This window comes from uncultured Maricaulis sp., assembly GCF_905480005.1.
GTDB lineage: Bacteria > Pseudomonadota > Alphaproteobacteria > Caulobacterales > Maricaulaceae > Maricaulis.
Window position 1 is genome coordinate 39,205 of sequence record NZ_CAJQOO010000047.1, and the last position, 17,123, is coordinate 56,327.

The 17,123-nt window shown below is 62.2% G+C and carries 13 protein-coding genes; 10 read left to right on the forward strand and 3 right to left on the reverse strand.

Annotated elements, in window-relative coordinates:
- Positions 1-58: 58 nt before the first annotated feature.
- From QZ266_RS05715 to QZ266_RS05745, 7 genes are all read left to right on the forward strand, one after another.
- Positions 59-529, forward strand: coding sequence for a peroxiredoxin (locus QZ266_RS05715; protein WP_295692493.1), 471 nt, complete (start codon positions 59-61; stop codon positions 527-529).
- On the forward strand, positions 489-1,337 hold the full coding sequence (locus tag QZ266_RS05720; RefSeq protein ID WP_295692495.1) for a ferritin-like domain-containing protein: 849 nt from the start codon (positions 489-491) through the stop codon (positions 1,335-1,337). The genes QZ266_RS05715 and QZ266_RS05720 overlap by 41 nt, the downstream gene beginning before the upstream one ends.
- Before the next feature lie 101 nt (positions 1,338-1,438).
- Positions 1,439-2,680, forward strand: coding sequence for a M23 family metallopeptidase (locus tag QZ266_RS05725; protein ID WP_295692498.1), 1,242 nt, complete (start codon positions 1,439-1,441; stop codon positions 2,678-2,680).
- A gap of 58 nt (positions 2,681-2,738) precedes the next feature.
- Positions 2,739-3,221 carry a polymer-forming cytoskeletal protein gene (locus QZ266_RS05730; protein WP_295692501.1) on the forward strand — a complete coding sequence of 161 codons (483 nt, stop codon included), beginning with the start codon at positions 2,739-2,741 and terminating at the stop codon, positions 3,219-3,221.
- 233 nt (positions 3,222-3,454) lie between these two features.
- The gene (locus tag QZ266_RS05735; protein WP_295692504.1) at positions 3,455-4,672 is read left to right on the forward strand and encodes an acyltransferase family protein; all 1,218 of its coding nucleotides are present in this window, start codon (positions 3,455-3,457) and stop codon (positions 4,670-4,672) included.
- Between the two features lie 61 nt (positions 4,673-4,733).
- The gene (locus QZ266_RS05740; protein ID WP_295692508.1) at positions 4,734-5,351 is read left to right on the forward strand and encodes a hypothetical protein; all 618 of its coding nucleotides are present in this window, start codon (positions 4,734-4,736) and stop codon (positions 5,349-5,351) included.
- Positions 5,352-5,361: 10 nt separating this feature from the next.
- The gene (locus tag QZ266_RS05745; RefSeq protein ID WP_295692511.1) at positions 5,362-5,688 is read left to right on the forward strand and encodes a transcriptional regulator; all 327 of its coding nucleotides are present in this window, start codon (positions 5,362-5,364) and stop codon (positions 5,686-5,688) included.
- Here QZ266_RS05745 and prfB read toward each other — a convergent pair.
- The 3 genes from prfB to QZ266_RS05760 all read right to left on the reverse strand — a co-directional run bounded on the left by prfB (position 5,685) and on the right by QZ266_RS05760 (position 10,711).
- Positions 5,685-6,813 (reverse strand): peptide chain release factor 2 gene (gene prfB / locus QZ266_RS05750; RefSeq protein WP_295692512.1). Its coding sequence is split into 2 segments (ribosomal slippage): positions 5,685-6,743 and positions 6,745-6,813, totalling 1,128 coding nucleotides; the frame shifts between segments, so codons are not numbered across the junction. The genes QZ266_RS05745 and prfB overlap by 4 nt on opposite strands.
- A 105-nt stretch (positions 6,814-6,918) precedes the next feature.
- Positions 6,919-9,423, reverse strand: a complete 2,505-nt coding sequence (locus tag QZ266_RS05755; RefSeq protein ID WP_295692515.1) for a penicillin-binding protein 1A — start codon at positions 9,421-9,423, stop codon at positions 6,919-6,921.
- Positions 9,424-9,520: 97 nt separating this feature from the next.
- Complete coding sequence (locus QZ266_RS05760) at positions 9,521-10,711, reverse strand: N-acetylmuramoyl-L-alanine amidase (RefSeq protein WP_295692518.1); 1,191 nt, start codon at positions 10,709-10,711, stop codon at positions 9,521-9,523.
- A gap of 496 nt (positions 10,712-11,207) precedes the next feature.
- Here QZ266_RS05760 and QZ266_RS05765 point away from each other — a divergent pair, with 496 nt between their 5' ends.
- The 3 genes from QZ266_RS05765 (at position 11,208) to QZ266_RS05775 (ending at position 16,622) form a co-directional block, all read left to right on the forward strand.
- Entirely contained in the window at positions 11,208-13,949 is a 2,742-nt protein-coding gene (locus QZ266_RS05765; protein ID WP_295692520.1) for an Rne/Rng family ribonuclease, read from the forward strand.
- A gap of 142 nt (positions 13,950-14,091) precedes the next feature.
- Positions 14,092-15,423 carry a M48 family metalloprotease gene (locus QZ266_RS05770; protein WP_367178207.1) on the forward strand — a complete coding sequence of 444 codons (1,332 nt, stop codon included), beginning with the start codon at positions 14,092-14,094 and terminating at the stop codon, positions 15,421-15,423.
- 11 nt (positions 15,424-15,434) lie between these two features.
- Positions 15,435-16,622, forward strand: a complete 1,188-nt coding sequence (locus QZ266_RS05775) for a GNAT family N-acetyltransferase (RefSeq protein ID WP_295692526.1) — start codon at positions 15,435-15,437, stop codon at positions 16,620-16,622.
- Positions 16,623-17,123 lie beyond the last annotated feature (501 nt).

Here is a 17,123-nt window from a genome sequence, read left to right on the forward strand (position 1 = left end):
GAGACGCACATTACACGCCGAGACCGGCCTTGCAGTCGAAACCAGACGGGGAAATGACATGAGTGAACTCAAAACCGGCGACCTTGCTCCGACTTTCAAACTGCCCGCCGATGGCGGAGAGACTATCGATCTGGCCGAGCTGCGCGGTCAGATCGTCGTGCTTTACATGTACCCCAAGGACAATACACCGGGTTGCACCACTGAGGCCCTCGATTTTACCGCTGCGGCAGACGCCTTTTCCGATGCTGGCGCCATTGTTATCGGCCTGTCCAAGGATAGCGTCAAAAAGCATGACAATTTCAAGGCCAAACATGGGTTGCAGGTGCGTCTCGCCTCCGACGAGGACAACGTCGTCATCGAAGCCTACGGGTCCTGGGTCCTCAAGAAGCTCTATGGGCGCGAATATATGGGCATTGATCGCTCGACATTCGTGATCGATCGCGAAGGCCGCATCGCTCGCATCTGGCACAAGGTGAGAGTGAAAGGTCATGTCGACGAGGTCCTCGACGCCGTGCGCGCCCTTGGCTGACATCCAGGATATCACCGCTCTGGCCCGCAGCGTCCTGGCGACCGGCGATCCGGTGGCCAAGACCGAGCGGGCCCATGAGGTTGCGCAGCGATGGCGCGCAGGTAAGAGCCCCGTGCCGGAAACGGCGCCCGCGCCGGATGATCAGCCCGCGCGGCCGGCTCACCCGGTGCTGGTCGCGCCGGTCGATGTGCCACGCCGTCGACTGAACACGGTTCCGGGTCGGATCGCCTTGCTGCATGCGGTCGCCCATATCGAGTTCAACGCCATCGACCTGGCCTTCGACATGGTGGCGCGCTTTGCCTGCGACATGGCGCTGGCGCAGGACGCCCGGCAAACCTTCATTGATGACTGGATCAGCGTCGGCGATGACGAGGCCCGCCATTTCCGCCTGATCACGGACAGGCTCGCCGAGCTTGATGCGCGCTATGGGGACTTGCCGGCACATAATGGCCTGTGGGACGCAGCCATGGCGACCCGCGATTCCCTGCCGGCCCGCCTCGCCGTCGCCCCGCTCGTGCTGGAAGCGCGCGGGCTTGATGTGACACCCGGCATGATCAACCGGCTGGTCTCTGCCGGCGATACCATCAGTGCCGACTGTCTTCGCGTCATCTATGCAGAAGAAGTCGGCCATGTCGCAGCCGGCGCACGCTGGTTCAAGCATGTCGCTGCCCGCGCCGGACGCGATCCGGTAGACTGGTTCAAAACCCTTGTGCGGCATCACTTCAGTGGCGGTCTGAAACCACCCTTCAATGCCGAAGCACGACTGCGGGCTGACTTGCCCCCGGAATTTTACCAAGACCTAACCTAGTCCGGCGCATCTCTTGCATCGCACTTGTTGATATTGCCCCCGGTTTTGTGTCACATGCTCGGCTTGGGGCCCGGGGCAATCGGAACAGAGCGGCGTACTGAATGTTCACTAGAGTTAAAGAAGCTGTTTGGGGAACGGCTCAGCGTTGGTTTCCGGACCGACAGATCTACCATCGCTCCGATGGGCAGGTCCGCTATTTTGCGATCTCCACGACAATCCAGATTTCCGCGCTTCTGAGCGCGTCGGTACTGGCTGGCTGGCTTTGTTTCTCAACCGTTTCGGTGGCCTTCCATGGCCAGGCGATGGCGGCGAAGGAAGACGAGATTGAGCGTGAGCGCCTCGAGTCGCACCGCCTCGTCGCCGAAGCACGCGCCACCGAGGCGACCGCCATATCGCTGATGGAATCGCGGATGGAGGAGTTTGACCGGACCGCCTACGAATTCCAGATGCGCCACGAGACCCTGCGTCAGCTCGTCGAGTTTGCCGAGCAATTGACCGGTCAGGAAATGGAACCCTCCCCGGCGCTCGCCGATGGACGGGTGCTGATGGCCGCGACGCCCGCTGACCCGACACCACGTGAAGGACGTGACCCGCTGGTCGCCATCGCCGCCACCGCGTCCGGTGAGCCGGAGGACCAGATCACCTTCCTCATGGGAGAACAGGACAGTGTCCTGGCCCAGGCCGAGGATGCGACCGAAGCCCGGCTGCAAAACCTGCGCGCGGTCCTGCGCCTCACCGGGTTGAACCTGGAAGATGTGATCGCGGACAATCGTGACACCACCGAGACGGGCGGCCCTTTCATTCCGATAACCGAGTCCGGCGCCTTCGCCTCGTCCTCGGTCAATATCGACCAGGCCTTCTCCAGCCGCATCGCCCGCATCGCGTCGCGCCTCCTGGAGGTGGAAGAGCTGGAAGACTTCGTCGAAGCGGGCCCGTTGGGCGAGCCGGTCGGCGACACCTATCGTCAAACCAGTGATTTCGGCGTGCGGATTGATCCGTTCAATGGTCGACCGACTTCGCATCGCGGAATGGATTTCGCCGCCTACCGTCGCGCCCCGATCGAAGCAACGGGTCCGGGACGGGTCATTTACGCCGGCTGGCGGGGCGGCTATGGTCGCACGGTGGAGATTGATCATGGCTACGGCTTCGTGACGCGCTATGGGCATCTTCATGAAATCGACGTGCGGCGTGGTGATACAGTCGAACGCGGTCAGCGTATCGGGGGGATGGGGTCCACGGGACGCAGTACGGCCACGCACCTGCACTATGAAATCTGGTATAACGGATCGGCTATCGATCCTGAGCGTTTATTGAGAGCTGGCCAATATGTTCAACAAGGGTAACAAAGACTCTTCGTCTCCCGACACCGGTGCGTTCAGCGCCGCCCCGAAAAGGACCGCCATGAAATCGAAAGCCCCCTCCATTCTTTCCGGTGACCTCGTTCTGACCGGTACGATCGTTTCCGACGGTGAAATCCAGCTGGATGGCACGGTTGAGGGCGATGTGCGTGCGGGCTCGCTGATTATTGGCGAAGACGCCACCGTATCCGGCGAAGTCCAGGCAGAGACCGTGGTCATTCGTGGCCGCGTGAGCGGCAGCGTTCGCGCTCGCCAGGTTCAACTGGCGTCGACGGCTCGCATCGAGGGCGATATCGTCCACGCTGCCCTGTCGGTGGAAAGCGGCGCCTTCTTTGATGGTCATTGCCGTCACTCGTCCGACCCGCTCAAGGATGGCGGCTCATCGAGCAAGCCGGCCACGGCCAAGGATAATGGTTCCAAGTCCGAGCCGTCCGCGAAAGCCGACAGCAAACCCCCGGCCCCGTCCAAGGGACAGGACCCGCTGGGTTCGCTTGAGCCGCCGGTCGCGAGCAAGTCAGGCTTCTAGCCGACTGCGACATCAATCAGAAAAACCGGCGCTCCGTTCGAGCGCCGGTTTTTTTGTGCCCGAGCCTCACCGATCGCGCGTCCCTGGGCAGTCGATTCGCAACAAACTGATATCATTCCGGGATTCCGCACCCGTGCGCCACATGGTCAGCTCGAGACCGAGCCTTGGTAGACAGGTTTGTATTTTAAACTTGTCTATGCTAAATGATCGGCAACACACAAATGGAGCCCTTCATGTCCCTTCCACCATCACCACGGATCCATGCGCTTGATGCGGTCCGCGCCTCAGCCCTGTTTCTCGGTGTCGTGCTGCACGCATCAATGTCTTTCATCCCCGGAATACCGATCTGGATCGTCCAGGACAGCCAGGCGAGCGCCGGCTTCAGCCTAGGTTTCTTCGTCCCCCATATCTTTCGGATGGTGTTGTTCTTCATGATCGCCGGATATTTCGCGCGCATGGCACTCGGCAGACGCGGCGTGCTCGGCCTCGCGCTCGACCGGGCCAAACGCATCGCCCTGCCGCTGGTCACTTTATGGATGCCGATCTTTGCCTTGATCGTGACCGTCGCCATCTGGGGTGCGATCAAGGCCAATGGAGGCGAAGCGCCGCAGCAGGAAACCCCACCCCTGACCGCGCAAAACTTCCCGCTGACCCATTTGTGGTTCCTCTACCTCCTGGTGATCTTCTACGCTGTCAGCCTGCCCCTCGCCGCGCTGATCCGGCTTGTGGACCGGTCTGACAGAAGCGGCCGTCTGATAGATGCGGTGACAGGCCTTCTGGCCCGCTCCCCGCTAGGCACACTGGTGCTGGCAGCGCCCATCGCGGCCTCGTTTGTGACAACGCCGATGTGGATGAGCTGGTTTGGCATTCCGACGCCAGACACCGGCCTCATCCCCAATACCGGTGCCCTGATCGCTTATGGCACTGCTTTCGCAGTTGGCTGGGCCGCCCATCGCTGCAGCGATCTGGTCCTCACGGCATGGAAGCGCGCCTGGCATGTCAATCTCGTGATCGCTGTCGGGCTGACGATCTGGCTCGTCATGGAGCTTGGTGTGACGCCGAACTTCATGCCGGTCGCAGCCGGGCTCGACCGTTTGCCGGTTGCCGCCGCCTATACACTGGCGATCTGGACCTGGACCTTCGGTTTGACCGGGGCGGCTCTCGTGGTCTTCACGCGCGAAAACAAGATCTGGCGCTATCTCGCGGATTCCTCCTACTGGGTGTATCTCCTGCACCTGCCGCTGGTGATGGCCTTCCAGGTCGCCCTGTCAGATGTCGCCCTGCCCGGCGCGATCAAGCTGGCAATCGTGCTCGCAGCCAGTTTTGCCATCCTGCTCGGCAGCTATCACCTCATCGTCCGCAAGACCTGGATTGGTGGCTGGCTGAACGGGCGGCGACTGGGGAAAGCCGCTCAGGACACGCCCGGTTTAACGGCTGATACGCCCGGATGAATCAAGTCATAATGCCGGCGCGCCCCTCTCGGGCGCGCCGGACCTTATCCGAGGACACTCCATGACTGATGAACTCGCCAACGCCCGAGCCGATCTTGCATTCCTGCGCACGCTCGCCGAAGGCGACCCCCGGCCCTCGGCCGGTACAGGCCTGTTATTGATGGCCGCTGGCTCCCTTTACGGGCTTGAAACCCTGATCCACTGGCTCGGTGTCAGCGAATTCATTCCCGTGCCCGGCTGGGTCCATATGGCAGCCGCCATCGGCGCGACCGGCGGTTTCCTCCTCTTCCTCGTCTTCGTGCTCTGGTGGGATCGAAACCAGCCAACCGGCACGGCGATGCGCAAGGCCTATGAGACCGCTTTCCAGGCCGTCGGACTGGCAAATTTGGCCATGGTTTTCGTATTTGGATTCAATGCACTAAAAACCAACGACTTCATGCTCTGGCTCTATTATGTGCCGGTTGTCTTCGCCATGCAGGGCGCGGCCTGGTTTGTCGCTGCCCGGGTCCAGAAACGGATCTGGTTCGGTGCGGTGGCGTTGGGCTGGTTCCTGTCCGCCGCAGCCCTGGGCCTGACCATGGGCCAGCCGGCATTCAATCTCGTCACGTCGGTCTCATTGCTGGGCTTGATGGCCTTGCCGGGATTTGTGCTGTGGCGACAGGCCCGCGCGGCCGATTGACCGACCCGCGATGAGCACGCCCCCCATCGGACAGATTGACGAGATCATTCACGGCCGCCTCAGGCTCGGAGTGATGACCTATCTCGCGCAAGCCGAAGCCGCCGATTTCAACGAGTTGAAGACCGCCCTGGAAGCGACCCAGGGCAATCTCTCGGTTCATCTGCGGAAGTTGGAAGAAGCCGGCTATGTCACGATCGAGAAAAGCTTCCTCGATCGCAAACCCCTCACCCGTGTCAGACTCTCGGCGTCTGGACGCGCTGCCTTCCGCGGCTATGTGGAAGCCATGGCGGCCCTGTTGGGCAAGCTGGACAATGAGGGTGGCGGCGCCGAAGGCTAGGCCTCGTCGTCATCGCCGCCGACGCGGGCCGCCAGGGCCGCAGCCATGAATTCATCCAGGTCACCGTCGAGGACACCGCCCGTATTGGACGTTTCCACATTGGTACGCAGATCCTTGACCATCTGGTAGGGCTGCAGGACGTAGGAGCGGATCTGATGCCCCCAGCCAATCTCGCTCTTGCTGTCGGCCTCGGCCTGGGCCGCGGCTTCGCGGCGCTGAAGCTCGATCTCGTAGACACGGGCGCGCAACATGTCCCAGGCCTGGGACCGGTTCTTGTGCTGGGACCGGTCATTCTGGCACTGCACGACGACCGCTTTTTCCTCGCCCGGCATGTCGTAGGTCAGGCGGACGGCTGAGTCGGTCTTGTTGATGTGCTGACCGCCGGCGCCGGAGGCGCGATAGGTATCGGTGCGCACTTTCGAGACATCGATATCCACGTCGATCGCATCATCGATCTGCGGATAGACGCCGACCGAGGAGAAGCTGGTATGGCGGCGGGCGCTGGAATCAAAGGGTGAGATCCGCACCAGTCGATGCACCCCGGTCTCGGTTTTCAGCCAGCCATAGGCGTTCTCGCCCTTGACCAGGATGGTCGTCGATTTGAGACCCGCTTCCTCGCCGGCCTGCTCTTCCATGATCTCGACCTTGTGGCCATGCGCATTGGCCCAGCGCGAATACATGCGCGCGAGCATGGCAGCCCAGTCCTGGCTCTCGGTGCCGCCGGCACCGGAATGGATCTCCACGAAGGCATCATTGCCGTCAGCCTCGCCGGAGAGCAGCGTCTCCAACTGGGCCCGGCGCATGCGATCGGCAAGCCGGTTGAGACCGGCGACAGCCTCCTCGACCATCTCCCCGTCATCTTCCATCTCGGCGAGCTCGATGATTTCGAGACTGTCGGAGAGTTCCTGTTCGGATTCGACGACCGTATTGATGGCGCTGTCCAGCCGATTGCGCTCGCGCATCAGCGCTTGCGCCTGCTGCGGCTGGTTCCAGAAGTCGGGATCTTCCGACTTCGCATTCAATTCATCGAGACGTTTCTGGGCCGTATCCCAGTCAAAGACGCCTCCTCAGCAGGCCAACTGCCTGCTGGATTTCGTCGGACAGGGTCTGGATGTCAGCACGCATGGGCGTTCAATCCTGCGATTCTTGAAAAAGCATGTCGTGGAAACGGGATAATCAGAGCGGCCTGCCGAGACAAGTCATCGCATGCAGGCCGAGGTGCCGATGCGATCAGTACAGACCACCCAGCTCGTCATCCTCTTCCTCTTCTTCCCCGTCATCCTCCTCAGCGAGCAGGAAGGCGAGCGGGTCATCACTGACCGAGGACCGGGCGAAGCTGAGACCGCTTTCTTCCTCATCCGTCTGACGCGACGGCTCGGTGCCCGGACGGAAGGCTTCAAGAATGATACCGGACTGACCCAGCACACCGGGCTCGCCATCGACCCGATTGACCGGGGCCAAACGGACCCCCGGCGGAACGCGGAAAGGCGCGACCGGATACCCTTCAAGGGCCACTGCCAGGAAATCACGCGCAATCGGCGCCGCGACACGGCCGCCAGCCTCACCGCTACCCAGCTGGAAGGGCGTATCAAAGCCGACATAGACACCGACCACGAGGTCGGGGCCAAATCCCATGAACCAGGCATCGCGGAAGTCATTGGTGGTGCCGGTCTTGCCAGCCAGCGTCCAGGGAAGCGGGCGCAAGGCGGTGCCGGTACCGCGCTGAACAGCGCCTTCCAGCATGTTCACAACCTGATACGCCGTCACGGGATCGATCACTTCTTCACGGGTCTCCGGGAAGAGCGGTTCCAGTACCTCACCGCGCTCCCACGCGGTCACATCACAGGTCTCGCACGGCAGGACCTCATGAGCGAAAATCGTGGCACCGGAGCGATCCTGGACACGGTCAATAATGGTCGGCTCAACGCGGCGCCCCCCATTGACCATCGTCGCATAGGCGGAGACCAGGCGATAAAGCGTGGTTTCCCCGGCACCCAGCGACATCGCAAGAACCGGTTCCAGCTCGTCGTAAATCCCGAAGCGCGTGCCATAGTCGACGATCGGTGACATGCCCATTTCCTGGGCCAGGCGGACCGTCATCACATTGCGCGACAATTCCAGGCCCAGACGCAGGGTCGACATGCCGTAATAGCGTTCGGAATAGTTGGATGGCATGTAGAAACGCTCATCCGGACCGCCCGTGGCGATGAAGGGAGCATCGAGGATCAAACTGGCCGGCGTATAGCCATTATCCAGCGCCGATGCATAGACAAAGGGCTTGAAGGCCGAGCCGGGCTGACGACGGGCCTGCGTCGCCCGGTTAAACTGGCTGTGCTGGAAGGAATAGCCGCCCACCATCGCCAGAACCCGGCCGGTATGCGGATCCATGGCCATGATGCCGCCATTGATCGCGGGCACCTGGCGCAGGCCGTACTGGCCATCCTCAAAGCCTTCCTCGTCGGCCAGGCTCTCCACCAGGATGACATCACCGGCCGTGAGAACTTCGGACGGCCGCGAAACGACCGGCCCGATCTCGCCATCAGGGAGAGTCTCGCGCGCCCATTCCAGCGCCGCCATCGGGATCGAGCCTTCCTCGCCATTGAGGAAGCCGATGCGGGCCGCACCAGCGCTGGTCTCGAGGACCACCGCCTGCAGCCAGCCGTCATCAAGATCACGCGGGATGTCTGCTTCCGCCAGGCGCTCGGCCCAGCCCTCACCCAGCTCGATGGTCGACAAGGCCCCGCGATAGCCGTGACGGCGATCATAGGTTTCCAGCCCGCCGCGCAACGCGTCCCGCGCCGCCAGCTGCATGCGCGTATCCAGTGTTGTGCGGATCGACAGACCGCCGTCGTAAAGCTCGTCCTCGCCATAGAGCGAGAAGACTTCCCGCCGCACATTCTCGACGAAATATTCGGCGGCGGTGTAAGTCGCACCGGACAGTCGATCGACCGTCTCAAGAGGTTGCGCCATCGCTTCGCGGGCCGCTTCCTCGGTCACAAAGCCATTCTCGGCCATGCGCGAGAGCACCCAATTGCGACGCTCGATCGCGGCGTCATGATACCGGTCCGGGTGGTAATTTGCCGGACCTTTCGGCAGGGCTGCGAGATAGGCGATTTCATGCAGGTCAAGCTCGTCGAGCGACTTGCCGAAATAGTTCAACGCGGCCGCGGCCACGCCATAGGCGCGATTGCCGAGATAAATTTCGTTGAGATAGAGTTCGAGGATCTGGTCCTTGGTAAAAGCGCGCTCGATCCGGCGCGACAACACCATCTCCTGCACCTTGCGTTCAAGGCGCTGCTCACTGGAGAGCAGGAAATTCTTGGCGACCTGTTGGGTAATGGTCGACGCCCCCTCGAGGCGACGCCCATTGATCACATTGCTGATATTGGACAGTCCGGCGCGGATGATGCCGCGAAAATCGAGCCCGCCATGTTCGTAGAAATTCTTGTCCTCGGCAGAAATGAAGGCGTGAACCACATTTTGCGGGATATTCGCGATCGGCACGAAGACCCGGTGTTCACGGGCGTATTCGGCGATCAGCAGGCCATCGCCGGCATGAACCCGGCTCATGATGGGCGGCTCGTATTCCGCCAGCTGCTGGTAGTCCGGCAGATCATCGGTGACGCGCACCACATAGACAGCCACGGCGATGAATCCGATGACGGCCAACACGACAGCAGCGATCCCGCCCCAAAGGGCTGTCCGCAAGACGTTACGCAAGGTGAAGATCTTCATTGTGCCCTCTGGCCACTCTACCCGCAGGTCAGGCTGTTTGGTTGAGCATGACTCCGAGGCGCCATTATGGCCGCGCTCGGTCCGGGTTTAAAGGGAGTCAGCGGGCCGGAAGTGCAATCGTCTCACGATCGGCAAACATCTCATCGCCGCGATTGGCGAAATAGTCGTCGATACCGCGGACAATCGAGGTCATCTGGCGACGGCGATAACTCGCCGACGTCAGATTGCCATGATCGGCCCGATTGGTCAGGAAACCCATTTCCACCAGAACCGCCGGAACCCGGGAATCGAGCAGAACGAAGAGATTGGCCTGACGATGCGGATTGGCCAGAAGCGGACCGGCGCTGTCGAGATGCTCCAGCAGGACTTCCGCGAAGGCCGATGACTGGTTGCGCTTCTCGCGCAGCTCAAGCTCGACAAGGATATTGTTCACATCCGCGTGCGAGGTGTGGTTCGCGCCCTCACGGGCCCGTTGACGCGCCCGGTTTTCTGCCCGGTCATTGAGCGTATAGACCGCCGCGCCACGCACACCGGAATTCTGCGACGAGTCCGAATGCAGCGAGATAAACAGGTCCGCGCGGGATTCCGCCATCACGCCGACACGCTGTTCCCAGGACGGATAGACGTCCCGATCACGGGTCAGAAGCACTTCATAACGCCCGGTCGCCTCGAGTTGACGCCGCAGCTCGCGCGCGGCTTCCAGGGCGATATCGGCTTCCTGGGTGCCATGCAGGCCGATCGAGCCGGGATCGCGTCCGCCATGGCCGGGGTCGACAACGACGACACGACGCTCGCGCTGCGGCGGCACGTAAACGGCCTCGACGCGTTCGGCGATCAGCGAATCGAGCGAGTCGGCCCGGGTGTGTTCGAAGCCGGATGCGCTCTGGAAACTGTCGGAACTGGACCGTTCCACATCGATGACCAAACGGTGATTGCCGCCCGGCGTCGCCGGGTCGAGCGCGAACTGGTTCACGATGACGGCAGGATGTTCGAGTTCGAAAACCACGCGAGAGCTGGATGCGGAATTGTCGAAAAAGCGGAAAGCATCCACCAGACCATGCCCGACACCCTCGCCTGATGCGAGATTGGCGACAGACCAGCGTGACGACGGCAGGTCCACGACCAGTCGATCAGCCAGACCGTCCAGCGTAAAGGCCCGGAAGTCGGCAGGCTCGGATGTCTCGATGACAACCCGCGTCGTGGAGACATCCACGCCGAAACGCACATCGCGCACTTCCTGGTCGGCCAGACCCGGTCCGCAAAGCGTCAAGGCGCCTGTCAACGCCACTAAAAACTGTTGAACCCGCATCACTACACCATCGCACACACCGTGATTCTGTCCACGGCTTTTGCGTAACGCTAGCGCATGGAACTTGACGTTTCGTTGATGCCGGAACGGAATTTTGCCGTGCAATTCACCGACGGCGCGAAAGCCTTTTCATCCGCATTCGAATGTTGCATGTTGCCAAGGCCTTGACGACGCACCACCGGATTGCCGGTCGAGTGCGGAAGCGAGGCGCGAAGCGGTCGACCCAAGCTGTCGGCCAAAACGCTAATCGTCGCCCCGGTCCGACCGAAGATTATTCCGGGGCCCCGACCGCCGCGTCCTCCCAATCATGGTGCGGGACGCTTATGGTAACTGCCGATGCGCGGGGAGCGCCTGATGCCTAGAGCACTGAAAACAGGCCGCACCCCGTCCATCTCGCCCCCGCCGCCTCTTCCGTCCCTGTCTCGCCGACTGGCGAGCAGCAGATATTCGAGCGCGCGCGCAGGAGACGACTTTAATGTCCAAGAAAATGTTGATCGATGCGGGTCATCCAGAAGAGACCCGCGTCGTCGTGCTCGACGGTTCGAAAGTTGAGGATTTTGACTTCGAAGCGGCCGCCCGCCGCCCCATTCGCGGAAATATCTATCTCGCCAAGGTAACCCGGGTTGAGCCCTCCTTGCAGGCGGCTTTTGTGGAGTATGGCGGCAATCGCCACGGCTTCCTGGCCTTCAACGAGATTCATCCCGACTATTATCAGATCCCCTATGAGGACCGTGTCGCCCTCGCCGAGGAAGAAGCATCCGCGGCTGACGAGGACGAGGACGAGCCGGAAGACGCCAAGGCCGAATCCGCCCCGAAATCCGACAACGCCTCCGCCGATGCGGACCCGGACGGTGATGCTGACGGTGAGTCCGAAGCACCCGAAACCATCGGTGATGACAGCGAAGACGACGATATCAGCGACCAGCAGGCCGCGCGTCGCCGTCGCCAGATGCTGCGCCGGTACAAGATCCAGGAAGTCATCAAGCGCCGCCAGATCCTTCTGGTCCAGGTCGCCAAGGAAGAGCGCGGCAATAAGGGCGCGGCCCTGACGACCTATCTCTCGCTGGCCGGTCGCTATTGCGTGCTGATGCCGAACACGCCGCGTGGTGGCGGGATCTCCCGCAAGATCTCCAACGCGTCCGACCGCAAGCGTCTGAAGTCCGTTGTTTCGGAGCTGGAATTGCCCAAGGGCGTCGGTCTGATCATTCGGACCGCCGGTGCCTCACGGACCAAGACCGAGATCAAGCGCGATGCCGATTATCTGCTTCGCCTGTGGACCAATATCCGCGAGCTGACGCTGAACTCCGTGGCGCCGTCGCTGATCTATGAGGAAGGCAATCTGGTCAAGCGCGTGATCCGCGATCTCTATGACAAGGAGATCGACAGCGTACAGGTGGAGGGCGAAGAGGCCTACAAGGAGGCGAAAGCCTTCATGAAGATGCTGATGCCCAGCCACGCCAAGAAGGTGCAGCACTACAAGGAAACCGTGCCGCTCTTCCTGCGTCACCAATGCGAATCCCAGCTCGAGGCGATCTATTCCGACGTCGCTCCGCTCAAGTCCGGCGGTTATCTGGTCATCAATCCGACCGAAGCCCTGGTCTCGATCGACGTCAATTCGGGCCGCTCGACGCGTGAACGCAACATTGAGGCGACCGCGCTCAAGACCAATCTCGAGGCGGCTGCGGAAGCGGCTCGCCAAATGCGTCTGCGCGACCTCGCCGGCCTGATTGTCATCGACTTCATCGATATGGACGAGAACAAGAATAATCGTGCCGTCGAGAAGAAGATGAAGGACATGCTGAAGCGCGACCGGGCCCGCCTGCAGGTGGGTCGGATCTCGCAATTCGGCTTGATGGAAATCTCCCGCCAGCGGCGCCGCTCGAGCCTGCTGGAAGGGTCGACCACTACTTGTCCCACCTGTAAGGGCACCGGACATTTGCGCTCCACCGAGTCGAGCGCCCTCGTCGCTCTGCGCGGCCTGGAGAAGGAAGGCACGCGTGGTCGCGCGAAGCGGATCCGTATTTCGGTCCCGACCGCGGTTGCGATCTACCTGCTCAACGAGAAGCGTGATCACCTGCTGATGATCGAACAGCGTTTCTCGATGCGTATCTCCGTGGAAGCCGACGATTCGATCCTGGCACCGGAATTCTCGATCGAAGCCCTCGAGAACCGTGAGCCGGGCGAAGAATTGACGATGGCACCGCTGTCTGTGGAGTCGATTGAAGAGATCGAGATCCCGGACACGCCGGAAGAGGAAAGCGCCGAGAGCGAAGACGAGAACCGCGAAGGTGGCGGTCGTCGCCGTCGTCGTCGCCGGCGTCGCAAATCCTCCTCCGAGGACAGCAACGCCGCCATGGAAGTGGTCAATGTCGAAGGTTCGGATGATGAGGCCGCAGAGGCTTCAGGTGAGGAATCCGGCAATCGCGACGCCCAGGGTGAAGATGGCGAGGACCAGCCGCGCCGTCGCCGTCGCCGCGGGCGCCGGGGTGGACGGGGACGTCGTCGTACCGAAGGCGAAGCATCGACTGAGGACAATGCCGCATCGGCTGAAACTGGCGAGTCCGAGACGGCAGAGACCGCGGCGGACGCCGTGAGCGAAGCCACGACTGACGCACCAAAGGACGCACCAGAGAACACACCGGCAGACACACCGGCAGACGTACCGGCAGACGCGGCACCCGCCGAAGAAAAGCCGAAGCGCAAGCGTGCCCCGCGTCGCAAGAAGACCGAGACCGAAGCGCCTGTCGAAGCTGGCGCGGAAGAGACTGCCGACGTCACGGCCGACGCGCCGGACGAGGCGCCGGCAGCGGCCGAGGAAGCGCCCAAGAAGCGGACACGTCGGCCGCGCAAGAAGGCCGCGGAACCTGCTGCTGATGCCGCGACCGACACGCCGGAGGCCGAAACAGCCAAATCGGTCGAGGACGAAGCGCCGAAGCCGAAGCGGCGGACACGTCGCAAGAAAGCGGACGAGCCAGAAGCGGAGGCAGCAAAGCCTGCTCCCAAGCCTGCTCCCAAGGCCGCCCCGAAGGCCGCCGCCAAAACGGCTCCCAAGGCTGCCGCAAAACCGGCCGCTGCTGCAGAAACCGAGAAGGCAGCGACGGAATCCGACGACACACCGCGTGAAACCGAAGCTGCCGACGCCGGCACGGCCGAGAGTGATGACGGCAAGCCGAAGCGTCGTGGCTGGTGGAACCGGACGGGCTTGTTCGGGAACTGACCAGGATAAGGGTTGCCCGGCGCGTCCGGGCAACCCATCTTGGTTCTTGTGGTGTCATGGGGTGATGCTGCTATCATAGGCCGAGCGGGGGCCGATCAGTGGAGGCAGGATGTCTGTCCTGAAAACCGTCGCTACAGCCTGCATGCTTGCTGTGGCCGCACATGCGCCGAGCCTGAGTCAGTCTCTGATTCGGGACACGGAAATCGAGCATATGTTGCGCGATTACGCTGACCCGATACTTGATGCTGCCGGCCTGGAGTCGGCCGATGTCGATCTCTACATCGTAGCGGATCCCTCGCTGAACGCCTTCGTTACCGGGGGCCAGAACATATTTCTGCACACCGGTATCATTCTGGAATCCGAGACACCGAACCAGCTGATTGGTGTCATTGCCCACGAGGCCGGACATATTTCCGGCGCCCATCTGGCTCGAATTGGCGATGGCATTACCGCAGCCCAGGCGCCGATGTTCATCAGTCTTGGTCTGGGCGTTCTCGCTGCCCTGGCGGGCGAAGGCGGAGCAGCCGGCGCTCTGCTGGCCTCCTCACAGCAATTCGGTGCCCTCTCCTTCATGACCTATAGCCGGGCCCAGGAAGCGTCCGCCGATCAGGCCGGGCTGCAATTCCTCGAAGCCAGCGGACAATCAGCCGAAGGTCTCGTGCAATTCTTCGAACGCTTTCGCTATCAGGAAGTGATGTCGAATGCCCGGCGCTTCCCCTATTTCCGCTCCCACCCGTTGTCATCGGAGCGGATCGCCAATCTGCGGGGTGGCGCGACCGAGTCGCCTTATTACGAGACTGAGGACAGCGCTGGGGAAATGGCCCGCCTGGCCCGGATCCAGGCCAAGATCTACGGCTTCCTCGCCGAACCGCAATTCGTTTTCTACCGGTATCCCGAGAGCGATCAGTCGCTGCCGGCGCGGTATGCGCGTGCGGTGGCCTACTATCATGACGCACGGCTCGACCGTGCACTCGAGGAGATTTTGAGCTTGCTCGAGGAAGAGCCGGAGAACCCGTATTTCCACGAATTGCACGGGCAGATGCTGTTCGAAAGCGGCCACGTGGAAGACGCGATCATACCCCATCGGCAATCTGTCGACCTGGAGCCCACGGCGCCCTTGCTGCGAGTCAATCTGGCCATCGCGATGATCGCGACCGAGGACGCGGCCTATCAGGATGAGGCGGCCCGGCATTTGCGCGTCGCGCTCGATATCGAGCCCGACAATGGCTTTGCCTGGTATCAGCTCTCCATCATCCACGAGCGCAATGGCGACACGGCCCTGGCCCAACTGGCGATCGCCGAACAGTCCTACGCCGCCGGCAATCGGCCTCGTGCGCACCAGTTTGCAACGCGCGCCCGCGCCGAGCTGGAAGTCGGGACACCGGCCTGGGTTCGGGCGACCGAGATTGAAGCTGTTTCCCTGCCCACCGCAGCGGAATTGCGTCAGATCCGGCGCCAGCAACGTCGCAACTGACCGGGGATTGAATGGCGCCTCCACCGGCTGATGACGGCGAGACCGGGTCGCCGCCGATCACCGTACAGGCGATCGAGGGCCTGAGCGCTTTGTCACGAGACGCTTGGGACGCACTGGCCAATCCGGCCAATGCCGAGTTCGACCCTTTCCTGAGCTGGGATTTCCTTGAAGCGCTCGAAGCCAGCGGCTGTGTCGGTGAGGAAAGTGGTTGGTTGCCCCGGCATCTTGTGGCCACCGGCCCGGATGGCAAATTGGTCGGCGCCCTCCCGCTCTACGCAAAGACCCATTCGATGGGCGAATATGTCTTTGATCACGCCTGGGCCGACGCTTATGACCGCGCCGGCGGACAGTATTATCCCAAACTCCTGAGCGCGATTCCCTTCACCCCGGCGACCGGACGCCGCGTACTGGCCGACAGCGCCGCCATGCGCCGCGCGCTGGCGCAAACAGCCTGCGAACTGACCGAACGCTGGGGCTGTTCCGGATGGCACGTGAATTTCCCCGATGCCCCAACCGCGAGCGAGCTCGATGAGAGCGGCCTGCTGGCCCGGATCGACCGGCAATTCATATGGTCCAATCGGGACTATGCCGATTATGACGCCTTTCTCGCCGATCTCAGCTCCCGCAAGCGCAAGGCCCTGCGCAAGGAGCGCGCCGCCGCGCAGGACGGTATCGAGATCGAGCACCTGACCGGCGCGGCCTTGCAGCCAGAGCATTGGGACGTCTTCTACGCCTGCTACCAGGAAACCGGGTCGCGCAAATGGGGTTACCCCTATCTCAATCGCGCCTTCTTCGACCTCATCCATCAGCGCATGCCCGATCGCGTCTTGCTGGTCATGGCCAAGAAGGCGGGCCGCTATATCGCCGCGGCGCTCAACCTGATCGGCTCGCACGCGCTCTATGGCCGCTATTGGGGCAAGCTCGACGATCATCCTTACCTGCATTTCGAGCTCTGCTATCACCAGGCCATCGACGCCGCGATTGCCCGCGGGCTGAGCCGCGTCGAGGCGGGTGCCCAAGGCGAGCACAAGCTGGCCCGCGGCTATCGCCCGCGAGAGGTTCGTTCGGCTCATTTCATCGCCAATCCCGGATTTCGCGACGCCGTCGCGCAATATCTGGATCAGGAACGCGCAGCCGTACGGACTGACATCCGGCTCCAGGACGCGGAGAGCCCGTTTCGGCGGGACCAGACGTCGTGAGCACGCGGAACGCCTACTCACCTTGGCAGAACGAGGCCGCGGTCCTCGCCTGCACATTGCGCGCCGGTGGCTTCCCGGCGGAGGTGGCTGACTGGCACTTCATCTCAATCAAACCATCACTGGAGTTCGGGTATAATCGACCGCGCATGCTTGTCCCGCCGAGCTGCCGGAGGGAGGCCGAAGCCTGGCTGGAAAGCCTTGAGCCCGCGAGTACAGAGCCGATTTTTCCTTGCCCGAGCTGTGGCGGCGAAACTCGTCGGGTCCGTCGGCTGCTCCTGATGGCGATCCTCACATCGCTTGGAACCTTTCATCCCTTTTTCTCGCGTCACCGCCGATGCGGCAGCTGCAAGAAGACCTTCAAAGCCGAACCACCGGAGCCTTTCACAGTGGAGGAGCTGGGTTATGCGCCTCACTCCCCGCTCGGTCTCCGCGGCTGGCTCTCAAGCCTTCGCACGGTCGGGCAGACGCTCCACGAAGACCGGTAAACCGGCCGATCGGTGG